Source organism: Bacillus sp. FSL P2-0069 (assembly GCF_038593315.1).
GTDB lineage: Bacteria > Bacillota > Bacilli > Bacillales > Bacillaceae > Bacillus > Bacillus safensis.
This window is the reverse complement of the sequence record NZ_CP151984.1, coordinates 3,504,756-3,523,657: the sequence shown is the minus strand read 5'-3', so window position 1 is coordinate 3,523,657 and position 18,902 is coordinate 3,504,756. Positions and strand designations below refer to the sequence as shown.

Below are 18,902 nucleotides of genomic sequence, written 5' to 3'. Positions count from 1 at the left end.
GAGAAGCTTCTTTTTTTATAACCCTTTAATTTTGATTTCATCGACTGGAAGGAAGATCTCACCTGTATCTGTATATTTCATGGTGACCTGATCGCCCTCTTTTAAATAAATGACGAGAGGTTCCTTTTCAGATGACATAGTGTAGCTTTTTCCATCGTCTAGCAGGAAGGTGACGGTTGTATAATCACCGGTCTTTTCTTTGTAGACTCGTTTGACCTTCCCTGCCGCTTCTTTCTTTTCCTGCTTAGAGGAACTGTTAACGGTACCGCCGCCTTTTTGAAGAGCTGTCTTATAGGCTCTCAGTGCTTCGTTTGGTGTAGAAGCATACGCGGCGATTTCAGGATTGGCTGCAGAAACGATAAAGTAGTTTTGCAGGAATCCATTTGAATCGAGAACCGGTGTGAGCCAGCTGGCTTCTCCATAGAAATTATAGAGAATCGGCATGCGCCCTTTCCATTTCTTCTCGATGAATCGTTTCTCAATAATTTGCAGAGCGCCCTGAGAATCCATGTAGGATTCTTCAAGATTTCCGGTATAATAAGTCGCTTTTCCTGTTCGGGCATTGGTCAGGGCATATCCGAGCATGGAATCAACGCCCTCTTTCGGACTTGTGAAATCTGTGAAGTAATACATATCTCCTTTTGAATCAAATACCGGGCTCACATTGGCTTCCGTTCCTTCATCTGAAGGCAGCTTGACATCTGACTTTCCAAACATACTATTCCAGAACCCGTGAATATAGTTTCCGAAATAGCTGTTTTGCAGACTGACTGCCTCTGGTGAAACAGCACCGTCGATAAAGGCAGGTACTTGATCTAGAGCATATTTCTTCGTTGCACCCGTCTTGGCATCAACAACGACGACACCGGAAGCTTTAAAGCCGTTTCGGGCAGAGATGAAATCGCCATACGTTTGAATGTAATAAGGCTTGCCGTCATCATTGATTTCCAGCTGTGTACCGCCGTAGAAAATCAAATCTGGGTACTGGAGACGGATATGCCGCTCAATTTCTTTGTTGAAATAGGAGGAAGGCGTATAGACCATCTCCGTTTTCACGAACTTTGGATTAGCAGAGGAGTCGGTCGCACTTAATGTGAAGTAACCCGGCGTGCTGCCTGCACGAATCCATTTAAAGAAGTCCGAGAACTCCACTGGAGCGATGTAAACATACTCCCCGTTGACTTTCTGAATTTGCAAGCTGCCAAGCTCATAGTAGCTTGTGTTTGGCACCTGTCCGAACGATTTCTTCATTTTGTTCCGAGCAAATTGAGGCGGCACACTCGCAGGTGTTTCTGTCTCATCAAACGCTTTGATTTCTACTTTTTGCTCCATTTTGGAGACATCGAATTTCTCATTCGCATTGAATAGAAAAGCTGTCGCCATGTAAACACCGAGCAGCAATAGAATAAGAAACAGCACGCCTTTGATTTTACGCTCCAATCCAACCGACAAAAAGGCTCCTGCTGCTGTCACAACAAGTCCAATCAGCCATAGAGATGAAGGGTTCCGGTCTAAATTGGTGATGTAATAGAAAACAAAAATACCGATCATGAACAGCAAAGCAAGACCAGCAATCCACATGAGCGGCACCTGCTGCTTTGTCCCTTTCTTTCTAACGATCAACCTGAGCGGTGTGAGCAAAAGGGTCAAGACAAGACCGATCACAACCGAAAATAACAAAATATATCCCACAAACAGATCTCCTTTCAAATCAATCACTCTTTTAGTATATACGAGTGTGAGGGGGAAAAGATTCAGAAGAATCATACCAATTCGATTTTATGAAAAAATGAGTTGAAAAGGGCCTTTTAATATTTCGGTAGGTTAAATGATATTGTCCTTGCGCTAGATGATTAGATTTTAGTGAATATTTTGTGGACGTAAACATTAATTTTTATCTCCGAGGAGTGTATATTCTTTTTATTCATTACTTTATGAATTTATATTGTAATAAATAAGATGTTAAAAGACAGAGATATCTTTTAAACAGTATAAAGATTCATTTTAATTTTCTACAGAATGAAAGAGTTATAACATTCCTATTATGTTATATTATTTTTTATATAGTTAATATTAGGAGGTAATTTAAATTGAAAAGACGTATCCCTTTTCTCATTATTTTTACTTTAATTGTATCGTTATTTTCACCGTCTGTAACATTCAATATTAATCGAGAGGCTTCTTCAAGAGACAAAAGTGTCCAAATTGGTTATAAAGAAGCCGATGCTGTATGGGGTCTTGTCATTCGAACTATTTTTGTAAACGGGGTGAAAGCAAGTAAACATTTGTATAAATCAATAAAATATGCCCCTAAATATCCTGCTGATTTTAAAGCTGTTCAAAATGGGACTAAAAAAGTTACAGTAAATAATAAGAAGTTGTTATCTGAGTTAAAACAGATTGAAGGAGGGACTTGGAAAAAAGTATATAAAGATGGCTATAAAGACGGAAAAAAGGTTTCTGTACATTATTTTCAAAGTAAATCTGGTTTGGTGTATGATGTGAAAGTTAAAAAAGGTTGGAGTGTGAAATGATTTATGAATAAAATAGAACTAAGATATTCTTCACATGAAGATTTAGATAGGATTATTGTTATAAATATCATTGGTATAATCATGTCGCTAAAAGAAGGTTTAATCACTATAGAAGAAGCGGAAAAGCTCATGTTCAGTCCACGAACAATCGATGTTTTAAAGAAGAAAGGGATAAATGAAGAACTGATAAACATACTTCATTTGGGAACAGAACTTGAAGATGTAGAAAGTTTAATACCACAAGAATTAAGTGATAGTTTAGAAGAAATAAGGGTAAAATGCTTAAGATTCCTGGAAAGAAATACAGAAAATGAAGTTAAAAATAATGTGGTAGATTATTGAGCTAAAAGTGTATATTATAAAATTTTGAGTAAATCTGTTTTGATCTATTGATCAAAACGATGAATTCATAAAAAAAGAAGTCTGTGCAAACAGGCTTCTTTTTTATAAGATGGGAACATGAGGAAATGTATGCGTTCACATGAATAAGGAAGGAGTGAAGTCAATTGGCTTCTGTCAGTTTAAGTAGTATTGAAAAAATACGAGCAGCAAGCAGAGGATTGCCGCCAAAGCTGAAAGGAATTGCAGAACATATTACAAGTGAACCTGGCGACATTATTCATTTATCAATTGTCGAGCTTGCCAAAAAAACAGCTAGTTCAGAGGCAACGATTTTTCGTCTTTGTAAAAGGCTTGGATTTGAGGGCTTTCAAGATTTGAAGATTGCAATTGCCCAGGAAATAGATCAAACAAAGCCTGATTATGTAGATGAAGAAATGAGTCTTGATGATGATACGGCCGTTTTTATGCAAAAGGTTTTTCAGGCGAATATAACCGCATTAAAGGATAGCTTTCAATTACTGAATCCAGAGGATGTAGAAAAAGCCATTCAAATCATTCATGAAGCAAAGCGCTTAGAGTTTTATGGGAGTGGCGGGTCGGGACTCATTGCAACAGACGCTTTTCATAAATTTATGAGGACAGGCATCAACTGTATTGTTCACACCGATTCTCATTTTCAAGCGATGTCTGCCGGTCTTCTCGACCAGCACAGTACAGTGATTGGTATATCTCATTCTGGCCGTAATAAAGATTTACTCGATGCAATGAAAACAGCAAAGGAAAAAGGAGCGAAAACCATCGGTATTACAAGTTATCAACGCTCTCCATTGAGCCAGCTTGCTGATGTCACGTTGTATACTTCGACGCAAGAAACGGCTTTTCGAACAGAAGCGATGTCTGCAAGACTTGCTCAGCTCACTGTCATTGACGTACTATACTTTGCACTTGCTCACTTAAGACAGCAGGAAACTTTAACAAATTTAAAACAAATGAGAGAAACCATTTCACAAAAAAGGGTGTAATGGTTTCAAAAATAAATTTTTCTATTAGTGAAAAATGCTGTTGTGGTAACGATTTTGAGCTTTTGGATGAAAATAATTTTCTTTTCAGTCGTTGAATGTCGAAAAAATTATTCCTATAATGGGATTTAACAGCTATATCAAAACAATAAAATATGATTTCAAATCAATGATTGGGCGTGATACAGATGAAGGGAAACCAGGCGGTAATTGGTTTGGATATTGGAACAACAAGTACAAAGGCGGTTCTGTTTGGACCACAGGGGAAAGTGATAGCAAAGCATTCGGTTCCTTATGATCTCATTCAGCCCCAGCCAGCATGGGTTGAACAGGACCCTGAACATATATTAGAAGCCGTCATTGCAAGTGTAAGAGGTGCGTTGACGAAAGCAGCATTTGATGCAAAACATCTCATAGGCGTCGGGATTAGTACAGCGATGCATTCCTTGATTGTGATGGATAAGGATGGCAAGGCGTTAACGAACAGTATCATTTGGGCAGATAACAGAAGTGCAGAACAAGCCAAGCGAATCACTTCAGACATGGACGGCTTCCAAGTGTATAAAAGAACCGGCACGCCGATTCATCCAATGTCACCGCTTTCAAAAATACGGTGGATCAAGGAAATGGCACCTGATGTCTTTAAGAAGGCAGCGAAATTCATTTCCATCAAAGAATATATTCTTTATCATTTCTTCGGTCAGTATGTCGTCGATTATTCAATCGCTTCAGCAACGGGACTGTTCCGTTTGGAAACGCTTCAATGGGATGAGCAGGCGCTGCGTATTGCTGGAATTGAAGCTGATCAATTGTCTGAACTTGTTCTCACGACGTATCAGCTGAGAGGGCTTCAGCCAGAGATCGCCCTGCGAATGGGCATTGCGGAAGATACACCATTTGTGGTTGGTGCGAATGATGGGGTTCTAGCGAACTTAGGTGTGGGAGCGATTGGAAAAGGTGAGGTGGCTGTCACGATTGGGACAAGCGGTGCAGTTCGTACGGTCGTGGACAAACCAATAACAGATGAACAATCAAGAACGTTCTGCTATGCGCTGACTGATAAGCATTGGGTGGTTGGAGGACCGACGAATAATGGCGGGATCATGCTGAGATGGCTGAAGGATGAATTTGGATCCTCGGAGGTAGAGGTAGCAAAGCGCCTTGGAGTGGACCCTTACGACCTGATGATTGACATTGCGAAAAAAGTTCCAGCCGGCTCAGAGGGGCTGCTGTTTCTGCCATTTTTAACAGGTGAGCGAGCACCTTATTGGAATCCAAATGCGAGAGGCACTTTCTTTGGGATTGGTCTTCAGCATAAGCGTGAGCATTTTATCAGAGCTGTGTTAGAAGGCGTCATTATGAGTGTTTTCTCAATCGGTGTGGCCTTAAGGGATTTAACCGGTTCAGCAAAGGATGTCAGGGCGTCGGGCGGATTTGCGCGATCTCCGCTGTGGCGGCAAATTTTAGCGGATACGATGGGCAGGGAAGTACTTGTTCCAGAAAGCTACGAGGCATCAGCACTTGGGGCGGCTGTCCTCGCACTTCATAGTTTAGGTTATATGGAAGAGATAGAAGAGGTTCAAGATTGGATTCGAATCTCTGCCCGTCATGAACCCAATATGGAGAACAATGAAACATACATAGAACTGTTTTACTTATATGAGCGTCTCTATGACAAACTCAAGGATGAATTTGATGTCATTAGTGCGCTTCAATTAAAACAAAATCATTAAACATCAGGGAAAAGGTGGGAGAGCATGCTTTTATTCATCGTGATTGCCGCAATTGTCCTTTTACTCATCCTCATAACAGTTGCTAAGTTGAATCCGTTTGTGAGTTTAATTATTACCTCTATGTTAGTCGGCTTTGCCACAGGGATGGACCTGCAGGAAATCATTCAATCCATCAAAACGGGGTTAGGCAATACGTTATCATTGCTCGCCATAGTTCTAGCGCTTGGAACCATGCTCGGGAAAATGATGGCTGAATCAGGTGGAGCTGAGCGGATTGCTCACACATTAATCGGCCGGTTTGGAACGAAAAATGTGCATTGGGCGATGATGTTTGTTGCCTTTATTGTGGGAATACCTGTCTTTTTTCAGGTCGGATTCGTTCTTCTCATTCCTTTATTGTTTACGATTGCGATTGAAACGGGCATCTCGCTCGTGACAATTGGGATTTCGCTCATTGCTGGATTGTCTGTCGTTCATGGTCTTGTGCCGCCTCATCCAGCTGCCATGGCAGCTGTCGGCATCTATCATGCCAACGTGGGGAAAACCATTTTCTTTTCCATTATTGTCGGTTTGCCGACAGCTATTATTGCTGGGCCGCTGTATGGAAAGTGGATTGGAAAGCGGATTCATAAACCAGTTCCAGAGCTGCTGAGAAAGCAATTTACTGAACGCAATGAAGATCGAAAACTTCCCGGCTTTGCAAATACGATGTTTACGATTTTGGTGCCAGTGATTCTAATGCTTCTTGCCACACTGGCGGATATTATTTTACCAGAGGACAATATTTGGTATCAGGTATTTAAGTACATTGGAGATCCAATTACAGCACTGCTGATTGCAACGGTGTATTCTTTCTTCAGTCTTGGCTTTGTGCAAGGGATGAGCCGTGACCGGGTGCTTTCCTTTAGTAATGAGTGCTTAGGACCGATTGCTTCTATTCTGCTTGTCATTGGAGCAGGCGGGGCTTTCAATAATGTGCTCATCGATTCGGGTGTTGGTGATTATATTGCAGATTTAGCAAAACACTCGCCGATCTCGCCAATTTTGCTTAGCTGGCTGATTGCTGCGGTTATTCGTGTGGCAACAGGATCTGCTACGGTCTCCATGATGACCGCAGCTGGTATTGTCGCACCGATTGCTGCATCTATGCCGGATGTGAGCAGAGAGCTTCTTGTGTTAGCAACAGGGGCGGGTTCGTTGATTTTGTCTCACGTCAATGACTCTGGTTTTTGGCTGATCAAAGAGTATTTTGGTATGACCATTAAAGAAACGTTTTTGACATGGACGGCTATGGAGACGATCATTTCTGTTAGTGCTATTGCATTTATTATGATCATTAATATGTTTATATAGTGAAACGCAACAGCCTGATTCTTCGGAATTGGGCTGTTTTTGCTTTTGGCAATACCACCTTTGTCAGATTGGGGTAAAATAAAGATATTGAGAAGCGGGAGGCGGACACGATCGAACCATTAAAACACGTTTATCATGAATTATTTATTGAAGAATTAGCAGAGAAACTTGCACAAGCGTCGACTGGGTTTGATGCTGAAGAATTCCAGCGGCTTGTGTTTCAAAAGGATTGGCAGCAGCTTGAGTTAAAAGGCAGAATGAAAAGAGTCACTGAATCAATGCATGCCTGTCTGCCTAAGGATTATGAGCAGGCGATTGAGGTGCTACGTCAGACAGCCCCGCATTTTTCAGGACTTAGTGCGCTTGTATTTCCAGACTACGTCGAAACATATGGCCTAGCACATTGGGATATCTCGATCAAGGCGCTCGAATTCTTTACGCCTTTTTCCACTTCTGAATTTGCCGTTCGGCCTTTTCTGATTCAGGATCAAGACAAAATGCTGGCGCAAATGCTTGTATGGTCACAGAATCAAAATGAGCATATTCGGCGGCTGGCTAGTGAAGGATGCAGACCACGTTTGCCATGGGGATTAACTGTTCCTGCGCTTAAAAAGAATCCTTCGGTTACGCTGCCTATTTTAGAAAACTTGAAGTCGGACCCAGCGCGCTATGTGCAAAAAAGTGTAGCGAACCACCTAAATGATATTTCTGCAATTCAGCCTGATTTGATGAAGAAAACGGCTAAAAGCTGGTATGGAACGAATGAACATACGAACTGGATCATCAAACATGCATCTCGTACCTTACTAAAAAAAGGCGATCCAGATATCATGGCTTTGTTTGGCTATGGGGATGATCCATCTGTTCAAGTAACAGATTTGAAGGTAGTGCAGGACCCTATTCGTAATGGAGAGAAAATGACCTTTCAATTTACACTTCAGGCCGCTAAGCCACTAAAGCTGCGTGTAGAGTATGCCATAGACTATGTCAAAGCTCGGGGTACCCGCAATCAAAAGGTATTTAAAATCACAGAGTTTGAAACAAGTTCAGCGTTACATAGAGAATTTATCAGGTCTCAGTCCTTTCAAAATATGACGACGAGAAAACACTATGAGGGAACCCATACTTTAACGATTATCATCAACGGCATTCCAAAAGCGTCGGTTGATTTTGAGGTAACAGAAGATAGCAGCTCATAAAAAAACCCGCCAATTCGGCGGGTTTTGGCGTTTAAGCCTTCTTTTTCATTAAGAATGAAGCGATGATGGCAGCGACTAAGAAACCAATGCTGATAATGGAGCTAGGCAGGTTTTCTTGTCTGAATAGGAACAAAACAAAGCTCAAACTGAGTACAAGACCTGCAAATAAAGTTAGATACGGAAACAGCCACACCTTGAAATACGGCTCCTGTGGATATTTTGGACGCAGTTTCAGATGTGCCAGACAAATGCTGATCCAAATGAGTGAAACAGCAAAACCAGGAATAGCCAGCATATAGCTGAAAATTTGGTCCGGATATAAGTAAGCAAAAAATGTTCCGATAAGAAGAAATAGAACGGTAACCCATAAACTTAAAATGGGTACGCCTCTTTTGTTGACCTGTGCCAGTTTTTTCGGACCGCCGTCTGATTTAGCCAGAGAATGAATCATTCTCGTCGTTCCATAAATTCCGGAATTCGCCGCAGATAGAACGGCTGTAATCAAGACGAAATTAATAAAGTGAGAGGCGCCTTGCATACCAGCAGCAGAGAAGACTTGGACAAAAGGACTGTTATTTGGGTCAATTTGATTCCAAGGAATAAGGCCGCAGATGATCAAAATCGGCAATGTGTAAAATAAGATAATCCGCCACATCATACTTTTGACTACTCCAGGCAGGACCTTCTCCGCATCCTTTGTTTCAGTAATGGTCAGCCCGATCAATTCAGAGCCTCCATAAGAGAAAATAACCACTAAAAGTGATGCAAAGATCGCACCCCATCCGTTCGGGACGAAATTTTGATAGTTGGTAAAGGCTGGTGTGCTTTGTTCGTTTGGAATGATCCCAAATAATAATGCTGCACCAAGAATAATAAAGACAATAATAACGAAAATCTTCATTCCAGCGAACCAAAACTCAATTTCACCAAAGTATTTTACATTATTTAAGTTAATTCCGATGACTAAGAGTGAACAAAGTAAACATAGTGACCATAGCGGCACGTTCGGCAGCCAGTATTGAAGCAGACTGCCAGCTGCAATAATCTCAATGACACATACAGTGAGCCACATAAAACAGTAAACCCAGCCGACGACAAATGAAAAACGTTGACCAAGCGCAATTTGTATAAGGTCGCGAAGATTATTTCCCGGATACACAATGGCCATTTCGGCTAATGCTGCCATCACAATGAGGAGCAGCAATCCAGCAAATACATAGGAAAAAATGACCCCAGGGCCTGCTAAACCAATTGTATCGGCACTTCCTTTAAAGATTCCTGTACCAATGACCCCGCCCATCGCAATCATGCGAATGTGACGCGGTGATAAAAGCTTTTTTAATTCTTGTTGCTCCTGATTCGCGCTCATGACGTTCTCCTTTTTTAAAAATGCTTATGTTCCATTTTCTTTTTTCAAGACGTCAGTGTCAATATAAAAAAAGAGATTTTTCAGACAAAAATAGTGGTTGATTCTATCAAAACATATACTTATATCCATAATTCCCTTATTTCATCCATATTCTAAAAATGAAACTTCAAATAAATGAACATTTGCCTTATTTATGACATAAACAATTTTCAGTTTTTGTCGATATATCTTTTGTATTACTAAAGTCCTAATAAAGAATTGTTTATAACTGTAAAATATTTCAAAAATGTAAGAGTTGAAAGGAGTTATGAAAGATGTTTATGAAAAAAGCAAATGATTCATCGGCTGGAATCCTTCTGAGTGAAAGCAGCCAATTAATAGAACGAATCGAAAAGGGAGACCTTTCAGCAAGATTAGATACTGCTGCATTTTCTTCTAGCCAAACAATAGAAGCAGTGGCACAAATGAATGAAGCGCTGCAAAAGATGCAGGAAGCACATGAAAATATTCAAATGCGGGTGGAATTAGTGACAAAAGCCATTCAAGTTGGCTTATGGGATATGGTCGTCATCGCTGGAGACCCGGTCAATCCAAAAAATGAATTCACATGGACGGATGAATTCCGCAGAATGCTCGGCTTTCAAAATGAGCACGATTTTCCAAATCTATTAGACAGCTGGGCATCTCGAATACATCCGGATGAACAAGAATATACATTAGATGCATTTTCTTCGCATTTATTGGATCATTCAGGGCGTACGCCATATGATATCGAATATCGCTTGAAGTTGAAAAATGGAAATTATCGCTGGTTCAAAGCAACTGGAACGACCGTTCGTGATCGAAATGGTGTCCCTCTTCGTGTGGCGGGAGCTCTTTTTGATATCCATGATCAGAAATTGAAAGAAGAAGAGCTGCAAGCATTCGTCACAAGATATGACTTAATCAACCGTGCGCTTGTCGAAGCTCCTTGGGACATGGTGGTAGAGGCCGGTGATCCAGTCAATCCAAATAACGAATTTTGGTGGTCTCCGCAGTTCAGAAAAACGCTTGGTTTTACAGACGAAAAAGATTTCCCGAACGTGTTAAGCAGCTGGAGCGACCGTCTGCATCCTGAAGATCAAGAAATGGCTCTTCAAGCCTTTGAAGATCATTTAAATGACCACTCTGGACGCACACCGTTTGATATTGATTACAGATTGCAGCGCAAAAATGGGGAGTACCGCTGGTATCATGCGGGTGGTGAAACCATTCGTGATGAAAAAGGTGTTCCTCTTCGTGTAGCAGGAACCATTCGTGACATCACGTTAGAAAAAAACAAAGAGAAAACAGCGAATGAAATGGCTTCACAAGTAGAACAGCTTTCAAGTTCTATTAGCGAGATGGTATCGGGCATTAGCTCTGTGACAAATCAAGCACAGGAGCTTGCTGTTGCTCAAGAGCAGTCAACGTCTGCCGCAAATCTAGCAAAAAATAGTGCAGATGAGACGAAAAACATTTCTGACTTAATCAAAGAAGTGGCGAACCAAACGAACCTGCTTGGTCTGAATGCTGCAATCGAAGCAGCTAGAGCTGGTGAACAGGGCCGCGGATTCTCTGTTGTTGCAGATGAAGTACGGAAGCTGGCGCTGCATAGTGCCAATGCAACGGAAAATATCGAATCTAGTTTAACGGAAATGAAAACACAAATTGATGAAATTCTTGAAAATATCTCGAATATGACAGCTCTTACGCAAACACAGGCTGCTTTAACAGAGCAAGTGAATGCTGCAGTCGATGAAGTGAATCACATGTCTCAGCGTCTTGTGGCGTATTCAAAGAGTATTTAATCGTGAAAAACCGCCCTCTCATAGAAGGCGGTTTTTTTCATTAAATTTGATCTGCTGGGAAAACAATACCTGCATCTTTTCTTGCGGCATCAAGAACTTTCATCACGGAGAGACTTTCATCAAGCCATGCATAGCACTGTGCATGATTTTTTGTTTCAATGATCTGCTGGAAAGCTTCTGCTTCATAAAACAGCCGATTTGGATTCGTTTGTGCATTGAGTGAGATGACCCTGTCATCAACATGCAGCAGCACTTCCTCGCACCCATTCGCCCCATTTTTCACATGAATGAAGCCTTTTTCTCCTTGAATCAATGCAAAGTTCATGCTGCTTGTATCCTTACTGCCGACACTTGTCGCAATAAAATCATTGTAAGTGAACGTCAAAACACCAGATGTGTCAATACCGTTTGGATGGCGGTTTGCCTGATATCGGACTTGCTCTGGTGATCCAAAGAGGTTCATGATGAAATGGACATTATAGATGTTAATATCCATCAGCGCTCCTCCAGAGAACTCAGGGTTAAAGACATTTGGCGTTTCGCCGGCTAGCAGCTGATTATATTTGCTTGAATATTGACTATAGTTGCATTGAACCAGTTTGATTTTACCTAATTGATGAAGGTGCTTTTTGATCAAATGATAGTTTGGCATATGAACGGTCGTAATGGCTTCAAATAGGAGAAGCTGCTTTTCCTTTGCGAGAGCGATTAAGGCTTCCAGCTCTTTCACATTAGAGGTGAAAGGCTTTTCGCATATCACATGTTTTCCGTGTTTCAATGCTTTCGTTGCATGCTCGCTATGTAAACGATTCGGTGATGCGATGTAAACGGCTTCTACGTGGGGATCTTCTAGCATAGCAGTTAGATCCGTATAAGTTGTCTGCACCCCAAATTTGTCTGCGAGCTTCTTTGCCGTTGCTTCCTTTCTTGAATAGACAGCGTGACAAGAAGCACCGTCGAGCTGTTCAACCGCTTGCAGGAAGCCTTCCACAATGATACCTGTTCCGATGGTTGCGATGTTCATTCTCAAAACCCCTTCCACTCGTTTAAGCTGACTCTAGTATAACCGATGTTTTCATTGAACGTGTACTGAGATACCTGAGCGAAGGTGTGCCAGTGATCAACACCGGCACACCTTTGGCAGCCCTTACAATCAGCTGATATTTGCTAATGTTTGCTTTGTTAACAATTGAATAGCTGCCTTCCTTTTTTTTAACTCTTGAATAGAGTGCTGGATATCTTCGACTTTTTGCTCGAGCAGCTGTTCAGCTTCTGTTTTTGACTTTTTTTCGAAAAGTGATTTGATAATTTCACGAATTTCTTTAAGCGAGAAATCTAGCTTTCTCGCTTCCGTGATAAATGACAGCATGAGTACATATTTTTTATCATATAGACGATAGCCGTTATGTGCTCTCTTTGGCTCTGGGAGCACTCCCTCATTTTCGTAAAAACGAATGGTTTCAATATGTACACCAGACATTTTTGACAATTTACCTCTCGTAAACGTAATCATTCCCTGCACCTCCTTTCTTTGCTATCCATCATACAATTAGATTTACTCGTTTCAAAACATTCTATAGTGGTGGACAATTGTTCTGTTTTACTAGTTTCAAATGGGGGATCAGCGCGATGAATAGAATGCGTTATAATAGAGTAGACTCATGTGATATTTGTTACAGATATGAACAAGTAGACAGCGTGAAGAAAAAACGATAGGCTAAAATAGGTAAATAGTAATGAAATAACCTGTCATCATCGTAATGGTGGCTCAAAATAGTGACAGCACGTTTTTGCTGAGAAAAGGGGACCAGTGAATGTATAAATTAGTCGCAATTGATATGGATGGTACGTTATTAAATGATCAACATATGGTGCCGGATGAAGTGTTTGAAGCCATTCAACAGGCTAAGGCAGAAGGAATTAAAATTGTCTTATGTACAGGCCGGCCGATTGGCGGGGTAAATCGCTATTTAGCTGATCTTCAGCTTAATCAAGAGGGAGATTATGTGATCGCGTATAATGGAGCACTCGTTCAAAACAGCCATACAAATGAAGTGGTGTCAGAGCTGACATTATCCTATGATGACTTAGCTTCTTTATATGATTTGAGCCGTCAGCTGGATACACCGATGCATTATTTCGATTCAGCCAATTTATACACACCGAATCGCGATATTAGTGAATACACAGTTCTTGAATCCTATTTAACAAAACTGCCGCTTAAGTATTTACCTGTCGAAGAGGCAGATTCATCTATGAGGCTTCCGAAGATGATGTATATTGATCAGCCAGAACGTTTGGAAAAAACGATACAAGCCATCCCATCTGAAGTGAAGGAAAAGTATATGATGGTGAAAAGTACAGATTTCTTCCTTGAAATCCTGCATCCTGATGTGAGTAAGGGAAATGCCGTGAAGCTTCTAGCGAAGGAGCTGGGAATTCCTCGTGAAGAAGTCATGGCTATTGGTGATAACGGGAACGACGTCTCAATGCTAGAGTTTGCGGGCTGCGGCGTCGCTATGGGAAATGCCATTGATGATGTCAAAGCCGTAGCAGATGTTGTAACAAAATCTAATAATGAAGCCGGAGTAGCACATGTCCTGCATGAGCTGGTTTTAGGAAAATAAGAAAAGAGCGGTCTGCCAGTGCGGTAGCCGCTTTTTTATATATTGGAGAAAAAGTAAACAAGCATACGTCTGCTGCTTAAATTCGTCTTTTGCAGCATCGCTTTCACATGATCATGAACGGTATGGGGTGAAATATATAACGTACTCGCAATTTCCTTTGTCGACTGGCCCTTTAATAAGCAGTCGAGGACGTTCATCTCTCTTTCTGTCAGCCTGTACGTTTTCGCTGCATAAGGAAGAATATCATTTGTTTGGGCTCGTTTGATGTGAATCATGACAGCCTCCTCCTGCCTGTCAGCCTGCGCCAATCGAAAGGCTTGAAGGGAAAGAAAGACCCCCGTAGGCATTCTTGTGATGCTTGCTGCTGTTTGATCGGTACCGCCGTATAAAAGTTTAGCGCCTAATGCTCTGAACGGGCGGGGCATGACAGCTTGGTCATGGATTTGCTCAAAGGTTTGAAATGTACGAAGCCAATGGAGCCCTGTCTCATTTCCATAAAGAAGCTTGTAATGAGTTGTAAGAATGAGAAATCCTTGCTGCTCCGCCGCATCATCATCTTCAGTGGCCCATTTATTGAAAATCTCATCTCTCAGCTTGGCTGCAAGTGACGGTGTTAGATCGATGACTGCTTGTATATCTCGCTTCTGAAAAGGTTCCTTGCCCTGTTGACGATAAAGACTGGCGATACCCCAGCATTCTCCTTGGATCACAAGGGCTGCCCGCAATTCATCAGACCAACCGTTTGGTATTAAAATATGCAGATAGCGCTCGCTGCTCAGATATTCTCCGCTTTGGACGAGACTCGCAGCATGAATAGGGCCTTTGGCTAGAAACTCATGCTGATGCACGTCCTTTTTTAAAAATTCATTTTGAAAGAGCTGGTCATGAATTTCTTCAATCGGTTCATCAGTGTAGGAACCTGTCGAGAGGAGAGTGGCTGGATCGATGGTTGTGATACAGGCGGCATCAAAATCAATGACAGCAGCAAGCTCGTCCCGAATGTGCTGCCTTAGCTGCTGAAAATGAGTGGCTGGATTGACCACAGGATCTCCTCCTCAAAAACCCCCACTTTTAGGGATCGTTTTTTCTGGTGCCTCTTTTTACAATAAAGGTGTCATATCGTTAGTGTACAGGAAACGATGGAAAGCGGAAAGGAACTGGAGGAGAATCATATGAAAGGAAACCAGCATTGGCACGACCCTGTTGCTGAATCATACGCAGCAACGATTTCACATAAAGTACCCGGCTATCACCTTTTGCATGAGTTAACAGTAGATGTATTAGAAACTGAAATAAAGGGAGCGGCCTCTCGTATTCTAACTGTCGGAGCGGGTGGGGGCGAAGAGATCATCAACATGCTTCAGAGAAAAGGAGACTGGCTCATCACAGGAGTCGATCCGTCTGCATCTATGCTGGATATGGCGAAACAGCGGGTTTCAAAGCTCCATATGGAGACGCGTGTCACATGGTATGAGACCGCATTAAACAAGGTGTCTGCTGAAGCTGTTTACGATGCCGCAGTGAGCCTGCTCGTGATTCATTTTGTAGAAAATCGGCTGCCATTTTTACAGGAGATTGCACAAAGGCTTCAACCAGGGGCCCCGTTTGTACTCGCATTTATACAAGGAGAGATGAATTCCAGCGCATTTCAGCAAGAGCTTCATATGCTGTCTCTTTTCATGAAGCGGCAAGGTCTAGGAAAAGAAGTGTTTTCGTCCTTTCATGACAGACTGGGACGTGCAACATATCCTGTGCCTGAGGAGGAAATGAGGGGACATTTAATTGAGGCGGGGTTTCGAGACATCAGACCTTATTTTCAGGCAGGAATGATCAAAGGGCTTGTTTGCAAGCGAGGTCGTAGAAAGGCGGATGAGAGATGAGATCACAGGTAATGGTAATTGGCGGCTATGGACATGTCGGACAGCAAATATGTCTTCAGTTAAGTGAAGTGTATAAAGGGCAAATTGTTGCGGCGGGGAGAAGCTATGAGAAGGCTGAACAATTTTCACAGCAGACCAAAGGCAGAGTCCGTCCTTACAAACTAGATGTTAGAAAGCCATTAGATTCTGACTGGATGAATGAAACAAAGCTGGTGATCATGTGTCTCGATCAAGAAGACACGTCATTTGCTGAAACCGTTCTGCGGGCAGGCATTGATTATATCGATATTTCTGCAAAGGGGGCGTATATGGAGCAAATGGCACAGCTGGATCAGCAGCAAATCAGTGCAACGGCTTTGCTCAGTGTAGGCCTCGCGCCCGGTCTTACAAATTTATTAGCTGCGAAAGCGGCTTCTATGCTTTCATCAGTGGATCAAATAGATATTGGGATTATGCTTGGATTGGGGGATCAGCATGGAAAAGCCGCGATTGAATGGACGATTGATCATGTCCATACTGAATATGAACTCACTGAACATGATCAGCAGAAAAGAGTGAAAAGCTTTACTGGAGGCAGACCGGTCAACTTTGGTGGACAGCTTGGAAAGCGGTATGCCTATCGATTCCCCTTCTCTGATCAACAGACATTGCCTTCCACAATTCATGTGCCATCTGTGACGACAAGGCTTTGTTTTGATTCACGTCTAGCGACGGGTGCATTGGCCTTTACAAGGAGCCTTGGACTGACGTCGTTCCTTACATTACCGAAAATGAAGGATCGAGCCATTTCAATGATACAATCTTCTCAAGTGGGAACAGATCAATATGCGGTCAAAGTGGAAGCGGCAGGGACGGATGGGAAAAAGGTTCATCATGCAGCACTTGGAATAAAAGGACACGACGAGTCTCAAGCAACAGCTCAAGTCGCCTGTGCTGCGGCCCTGCATTTATTGAGCAGGCGGTTTCAGCCAGGGATTTTTCATATTGAAGAATTATTTTCACTAGCATATGAGAACGGGCATTTTGCTTTGGTGGATCAAAAAACAGGGGAAGAGCAGACATTAGCGATAAGGGCCAGCCTTTTGACGGCATAAAAGAAGACTAGCATTCTGCTAGTCTTTTTATGATGACGTTGACACATCCCTTTTTTTCTTAATGCTTGCTGTGATGAGCTGTGTCAGTGTGTCAGAACCTTTTTTTGAAAGGTGGACACCATCGGACTGAAAATAGGATGGCTGTCCAGTAGCGGCTGAATGCCAATCGACCAAGGTGACATTTTGATCTTGATCAGCCACTCGCTGAATGACCGCATTCACATCATTTTCCCATGACCTTGGAACCCTCGTATTCACTAGGAAAATATGTGCCTTAGAAAAGTTTTGAATGAATGCTTTCAGCGTGTCCTCAGTAAAATAACCATTTGTGCCGAGTTCAATGATAACAGCGGCATCAGATTGATTAAATGATTTGTATTGAGGGGCAATGCTGACGGCTTCGTTCATTTGTCTGCCAACTTTCCCATCGATGGTGATTTGTTTATATGCTTTTTCGAGATTCGGCGCAATGTCTAGCATGACAGAATCACCAATGGCAAGAACTTGGTGAAATTGTTTTTGATCAGCTGCTTTTTTCTCGTGCTTTTCTTTCTTTTTCTTCGCTTTTGATTCCGATGGTTCGGCTGTTTTTTTCGGTGCTGTCTTAATTTGCGTCACTTCCTTCACATGTGGGGAGGAAGTGGACGAGTTAGACATGCCAATGATAAATAAGATCAAAAGAGCTGCGGTGATCCCAAGGAACACCTTATTAGATGTAGACCACTGTTTGATTCCTTTTTTCCAAATAGACCAAGAGGAAAAATATTGTCTGAAGCCATGCTGGCGGATCGGCTGTTCGATGAAGCGATAGGAAGCCTCAGCAACTAGTAAAATAGCGATGAGCTGCAATGTGACACGCGCTATGGAAGGCTGTCCAATTTCAATGACCGGTGTGGTCAGTACGATAATGGGATAATGCCACAGATAAATACCATAAGACCGCTTACCAAGCCAGACGAGCGGCTGAAAGGACAGCCATTTCCCTATAAGACTTGCAGGGTGGCAGACGCACCCAATTAAGATGGCCGCATTCAGACAGAATAAAAGCATGCCGCCCTGATAGAGAAAGGCATCGAAATCGTCCACTGCATAAACACAAAAAAGGAAAATCGCAAACGAACCGAAACCGGCAATATGTAAAATACGTCTGCCAACAGGAAGTAATCTTTTGCTGGATAGTCTTTGCATAGGCCACACAAATGCCAGGCTGCATCCAATCAGGAGCGCAAATGCACGAGTATCTGTTCCATAATAAACCCTGCTTGGATCGGTATCTGGTGAATAAAGAATCGCCATCCATAAGGCAGAGACAAGTGCAAGTCCAAAGGTGATCATAGGAAGATGGGATCTGTTTTTTACCCATTTCAGCCCTGCAATCAACAGTACCGGCCAAATGATATAAAATTGCTCTTCTATTGCCAGAGACCACAAATTTTTCAGTGGAGATAGGGCATTGAAGCTATCAAAATATGAAAGCTGGTGAAAAATGTACCACCAGTTACTGACATAAAAAAAGGACGATATGGCATCGCCACGAATGGACAATAATGCATTTGATCCAGCAATCGCGCACCAGCTGACGGTGATAAAAATCATGATGTAAGCGGCTGGAAGAAGCCTCCTGATCCGTCCCATCCAAAATGGCAAAAGCTCTTGATAGCCTAAATCCTGCTTATGTAACAAGATCGTTGTAATCAAGTAACCAGAAATGACAAAAAATAAATCAACGCCAAGAAACCCGCCGCTTGCGGGTCCGATATGTAAGTGATAAGCAATGACTGCCAATACAGCAACGGCTCTTAGTCCATCTAATCCTAAAATATAACGAAAACGATTTTCCTTGCTGTTCATGAAAATGAATCCCCCATCAATTGTAAAAGAACCTTTATTTAATAAAGGTTACTCATATATTGTATATATAAT

General features: G+C 42.1%; 16 protein-coding genes. 10 read left to right on the top strand and 6 right to left on the bottom strand.

The window, feature by feature from the left end; genetic code table 11:
• Positions 1-15 precede the first annotated feature (15 nt).
• Positions 16-1,692 (bottom strand): hypothetical protein, encoded by a 1,677-nt coding sequence (locus NSQ34_RS18060; RefSeq protein WP_070326213.1) that lies wholly within the window; start codon positions 1,690-1,692, stop codon positions 16-18.
• 398 nt (positions 1,693-2,090) lie between these two features.
• Between NSQ34_RS18060 and NSQ34_RS18055 the strand changes: the two genes are divergently transcribed.
• The 6 genes from NSQ34_RS18055 to NSQ34_RS18030 all read left to right on the top strand — a co-directional run bounded on the left by NSQ34_RS18055 (position 2,091) and on the right by NSQ34_RS18030 (position 8,180).
• Positions 2,091-2,534: a hypothetical protein gene (locus NSQ34_RS18055; RefSeq protein WP_254001499.1), complete on the top strand. Its 444-nt coding sequence runs from the start codon at positions 2,091-2,093 to the stop codon at positions 2,532-2,534.
• A gap of 3 nt (positions 2,535-2,537) precedes the next feature.
• Entirely contained in the window at positions 2,538-2,876 is a 339-nt protein-coding gene (locus NSQ34_RS18050) for a DUF3969 family protein (RefSeq protein ID WP_098677071.1), read from the top strand.
• A gap of 164 nt (positions 2,877-3,040) precedes the next feature.
• Complete coding sequence (locus NSQ34_RS18045; protein ID WP_034624103.1) at positions 3,041-3,898, top strand: MurR/RpiR family transcriptional regulator; 858 nt, start codon at positions 3,041-3,043, stop codon at positions 3,896-3,898.
• A gap of 185 nt (positions 3,899-4,083) precedes the next feature.
• Entirely contained in the window at positions 4,084-5,628 is a 1,545-nt protein-coding gene (gene gntK, locus NSQ34_RS18040) for a gluconokinase (protein ID WP_254001498.1), read from the top strand.
• Between the two features lie 24 nt (positions 5,629-5,652).
• On the top strand, positions 5,653-6,981 hold the full coding sequence (locus NSQ34_RS18035; protein ID WP_024423953.1) for a GntP family permease: 1,329 nt from the start codon (positions 5,653-5,655) through the stop codon (positions 6,979-6,981).
• A 215-nt stretch (positions 6,982-7,196) separates the two neighbouring features.
• Positions 7,197-8,180 carry a hypothetical protein gene (locus NSQ34_RS18030; protein WP_342500984.1) on the top strand — a complete coding sequence of 328 codons (984 nt, stop codon included), beginning with the start codon at positions 7,197-7,199 and terminating at the stop codon, positions 8,178-8,180.
• A gap of 31 nt (positions 8,181-8,211) precedes the next feature.
• On the opposite strand, the gene NSQ34_RS18025 is transcribed toward NSQ34_RS18030, so the two are convergent.
• A complete protein-coding gene (locus tag NSQ34_RS18025) occupies positions 8,212-9,549 on the bottom strand; it encodes an amino acid permease (RefSeq protein WP_065214981.1) in 1,338 nt (445 codons plus the stop codon).
• Between the two features lie 314 nt (positions 9,550-9,863).
• On the opposite strand from NSQ34_RS18025, the gene NSQ34_RS18020 reads away from it, so the two are divergent.
• Positions 9,864-11,378 (top strand): PAS domain-containing protein, encoded by a 1,515-nt coding sequence (locus NSQ34_RS18020; protein ID WP_098677072.1) that lies wholly within the window; start codon positions 9,864-9,866, stop codon positions 11,376-11,378.
• A 40-nt stretch (positions 11,379-11,418) separates the two neighbouring features.
• On the opposite strand, the gene NSQ34_RS18015 is transcribed toward NSQ34_RS18020, so the two are convergent.
• Positions 11,419-12,402, bottom strand: a complete 984-nt coding sequence (locus NSQ34_RS18015) for a Gfo/Idh/MocA family oxidoreductase (protein ID WP_098677073.1) — start codon at positions 12,400-12,402, stop codon at positions 11,419-11,421.
• Positions 12,403-12,531: 129 nt separating this feature from the next.
• Positions 12,532-12,891, bottom strand: a complete 360-nt coding sequence (locus NSQ34_RS18010; protein ID WP_024423948.1) for a MerR family transcriptional regulator — start codon at positions 12,889-12,891, stop codon at positions 12,532-12,534.
• 301 nt (positions 12,892-13,192) lie between these two features.
• Between NSQ34_RS18010 and yidA the strand changes: the two genes are divergently transcribed.
• Entirely contained in the window at positions 13,193-14,005 is an 813-nt protein-coding gene (gene yidA / locus NSQ34_RS18005; RefSeq protein ID WP_046312710.1) for a sugar-phosphatase, read from the top strand.
• Between the two features lie 35 nt (positions 14,006-14,040).
• On the opposite strand, the gene NSQ34_RS18000 is transcribed toward yidA, so the two are convergent.
• Positions 14,041-15,048 (bottom strand): helix-turn-helix transcriptional regulator, encoded by a 1,008-nt coding sequence (locus tag NSQ34_RS18000; RefSeq protein ID WP_098677075.1) that lies wholly within the window; start codon positions 15,046-15,048, stop codon positions 14,041-14,043.
• A gap of 129 nt (positions 15,049-15,177) precedes the next feature.
• Here NSQ34_RS18000 and NSQ34_RS17995 point away from each other — a divergent pair, with 129 nt between their 5' ends.
• Positions 15,178-15,885 carry a class I SAM-dependent methyltransferase gene (locus NSQ34_RS17995; RefSeq protein ID WP_098677076.1) on the top strand — a complete coding sequence of 236 codons (708 nt, stop codon included), beginning with the start codon at positions 15,178-15,180 and terminating at the stop codon, positions 15,883-15,885.
• Positions 15,882-16,979, top strand: coding sequence for a saccharopine dehydrogenase NADP-binding domain-containing protein (locus NSQ34_RS17990; protein ID WP_098677077.1), 1,098 nt, complete (start codon positions 15,882-15,884; stop codon positions 16,977-16,979). Before NSQ34_RS17995 ends, NSQ34_RS17990 begins: the two co-directional genes overlap by 4 nt.
• A 27-nt stretch (positions 16,980-17,006) precedes the next feature.
• Here NSQ34_RS17990 and NSQ34_RS17985 read toward each other — a convergent pair whose 3' ends face one another.
• Positions 17,007-18,830, bottom strand: coding sequence for an acyltransferase family protein (locus NSQ34_RS17985; protein WP_176967111.1), 1,824 nt, complete (start codon positions 18,828-18,830; stop codon positions 17,007-17,009).
• Between the last annotated feature and the right edge of the window lie 72 nt (positions 18,831-18,902).

Coding starts and splice junctions, on each gene's coding strand:
- NSQ34_RS17985 (WP_176967111.1), bottom strand. CDS start 18,830: ATGAACAGCAAGGAAAATCGTTTTCGTTATATTTTAGGATTAGATGGA.
- NSQ34_RS18025 (WP_065214981.1), bottom strand. CDS start 9,549: ATGAGCGCGAATCAGGAGCAACAAGAATTAAAAAAGCTTTTATCACCG.
- gntK (WP_254001498.1), top strand. CDS start 4,084: ATGAAGGGAAACCAGGCGGTAATTGGTTTGGATATTGGAACAACAAGT.
- NSQ34_RS17990 (WP_098677077.1), top strand. CDS start 15,882: ATGAGATCACAGGTAATGGTAATTGGCGGCTATGGACATGTCGGACAG.
- NSQ34_RS18015 (WP_098677073.1), bottom strand. CDS start 12,402: ATGAACATCGCAACCATCGGAACAGGTATCATTGTGGAAGGCTTCCTG.
- NSQ34_RS18050 (WP_098677071.1), top strand. CDS start 2,538: ATGAATAAAATAGAACTAAGATATTCTTCACATGAAGATTTAGATAGG.
- NSQ34_RS17995 (WP_098677076.1), top strand. CDS start 15,178: ATGAAAGGAAACCAGCATTGGCACGACCCTGTTGCTGAATCATACGCA.
- NSQ34_RS18035 (WP_024423953.1), top strand. CDS start 5,653: ATGCTTTTATTCATCGTGATTGCCGCAATTGTCCTTTTACTCATCCTC.
- NSQ34_RS18010 (WP_024423948.1), bottom strand. CDS start 12,891: ATGATTACGTTTACGAGAGGTAAATTGTCAAAAATGTCTGGTGTACAT.
- yidA (WP_046312710.1), top strand. CDS start 13,193: ATGTATAAATTAGTCGCAATTGATATGGATGGTACGTTATTAAATGAT.
- NSQ34_RS18020 (WP_098677072.1), top strand. CDS start 9,864: ATGTTTATGAAAAAAGCAAATGATTCATCGGCTGGAATCCTTCTGAGT.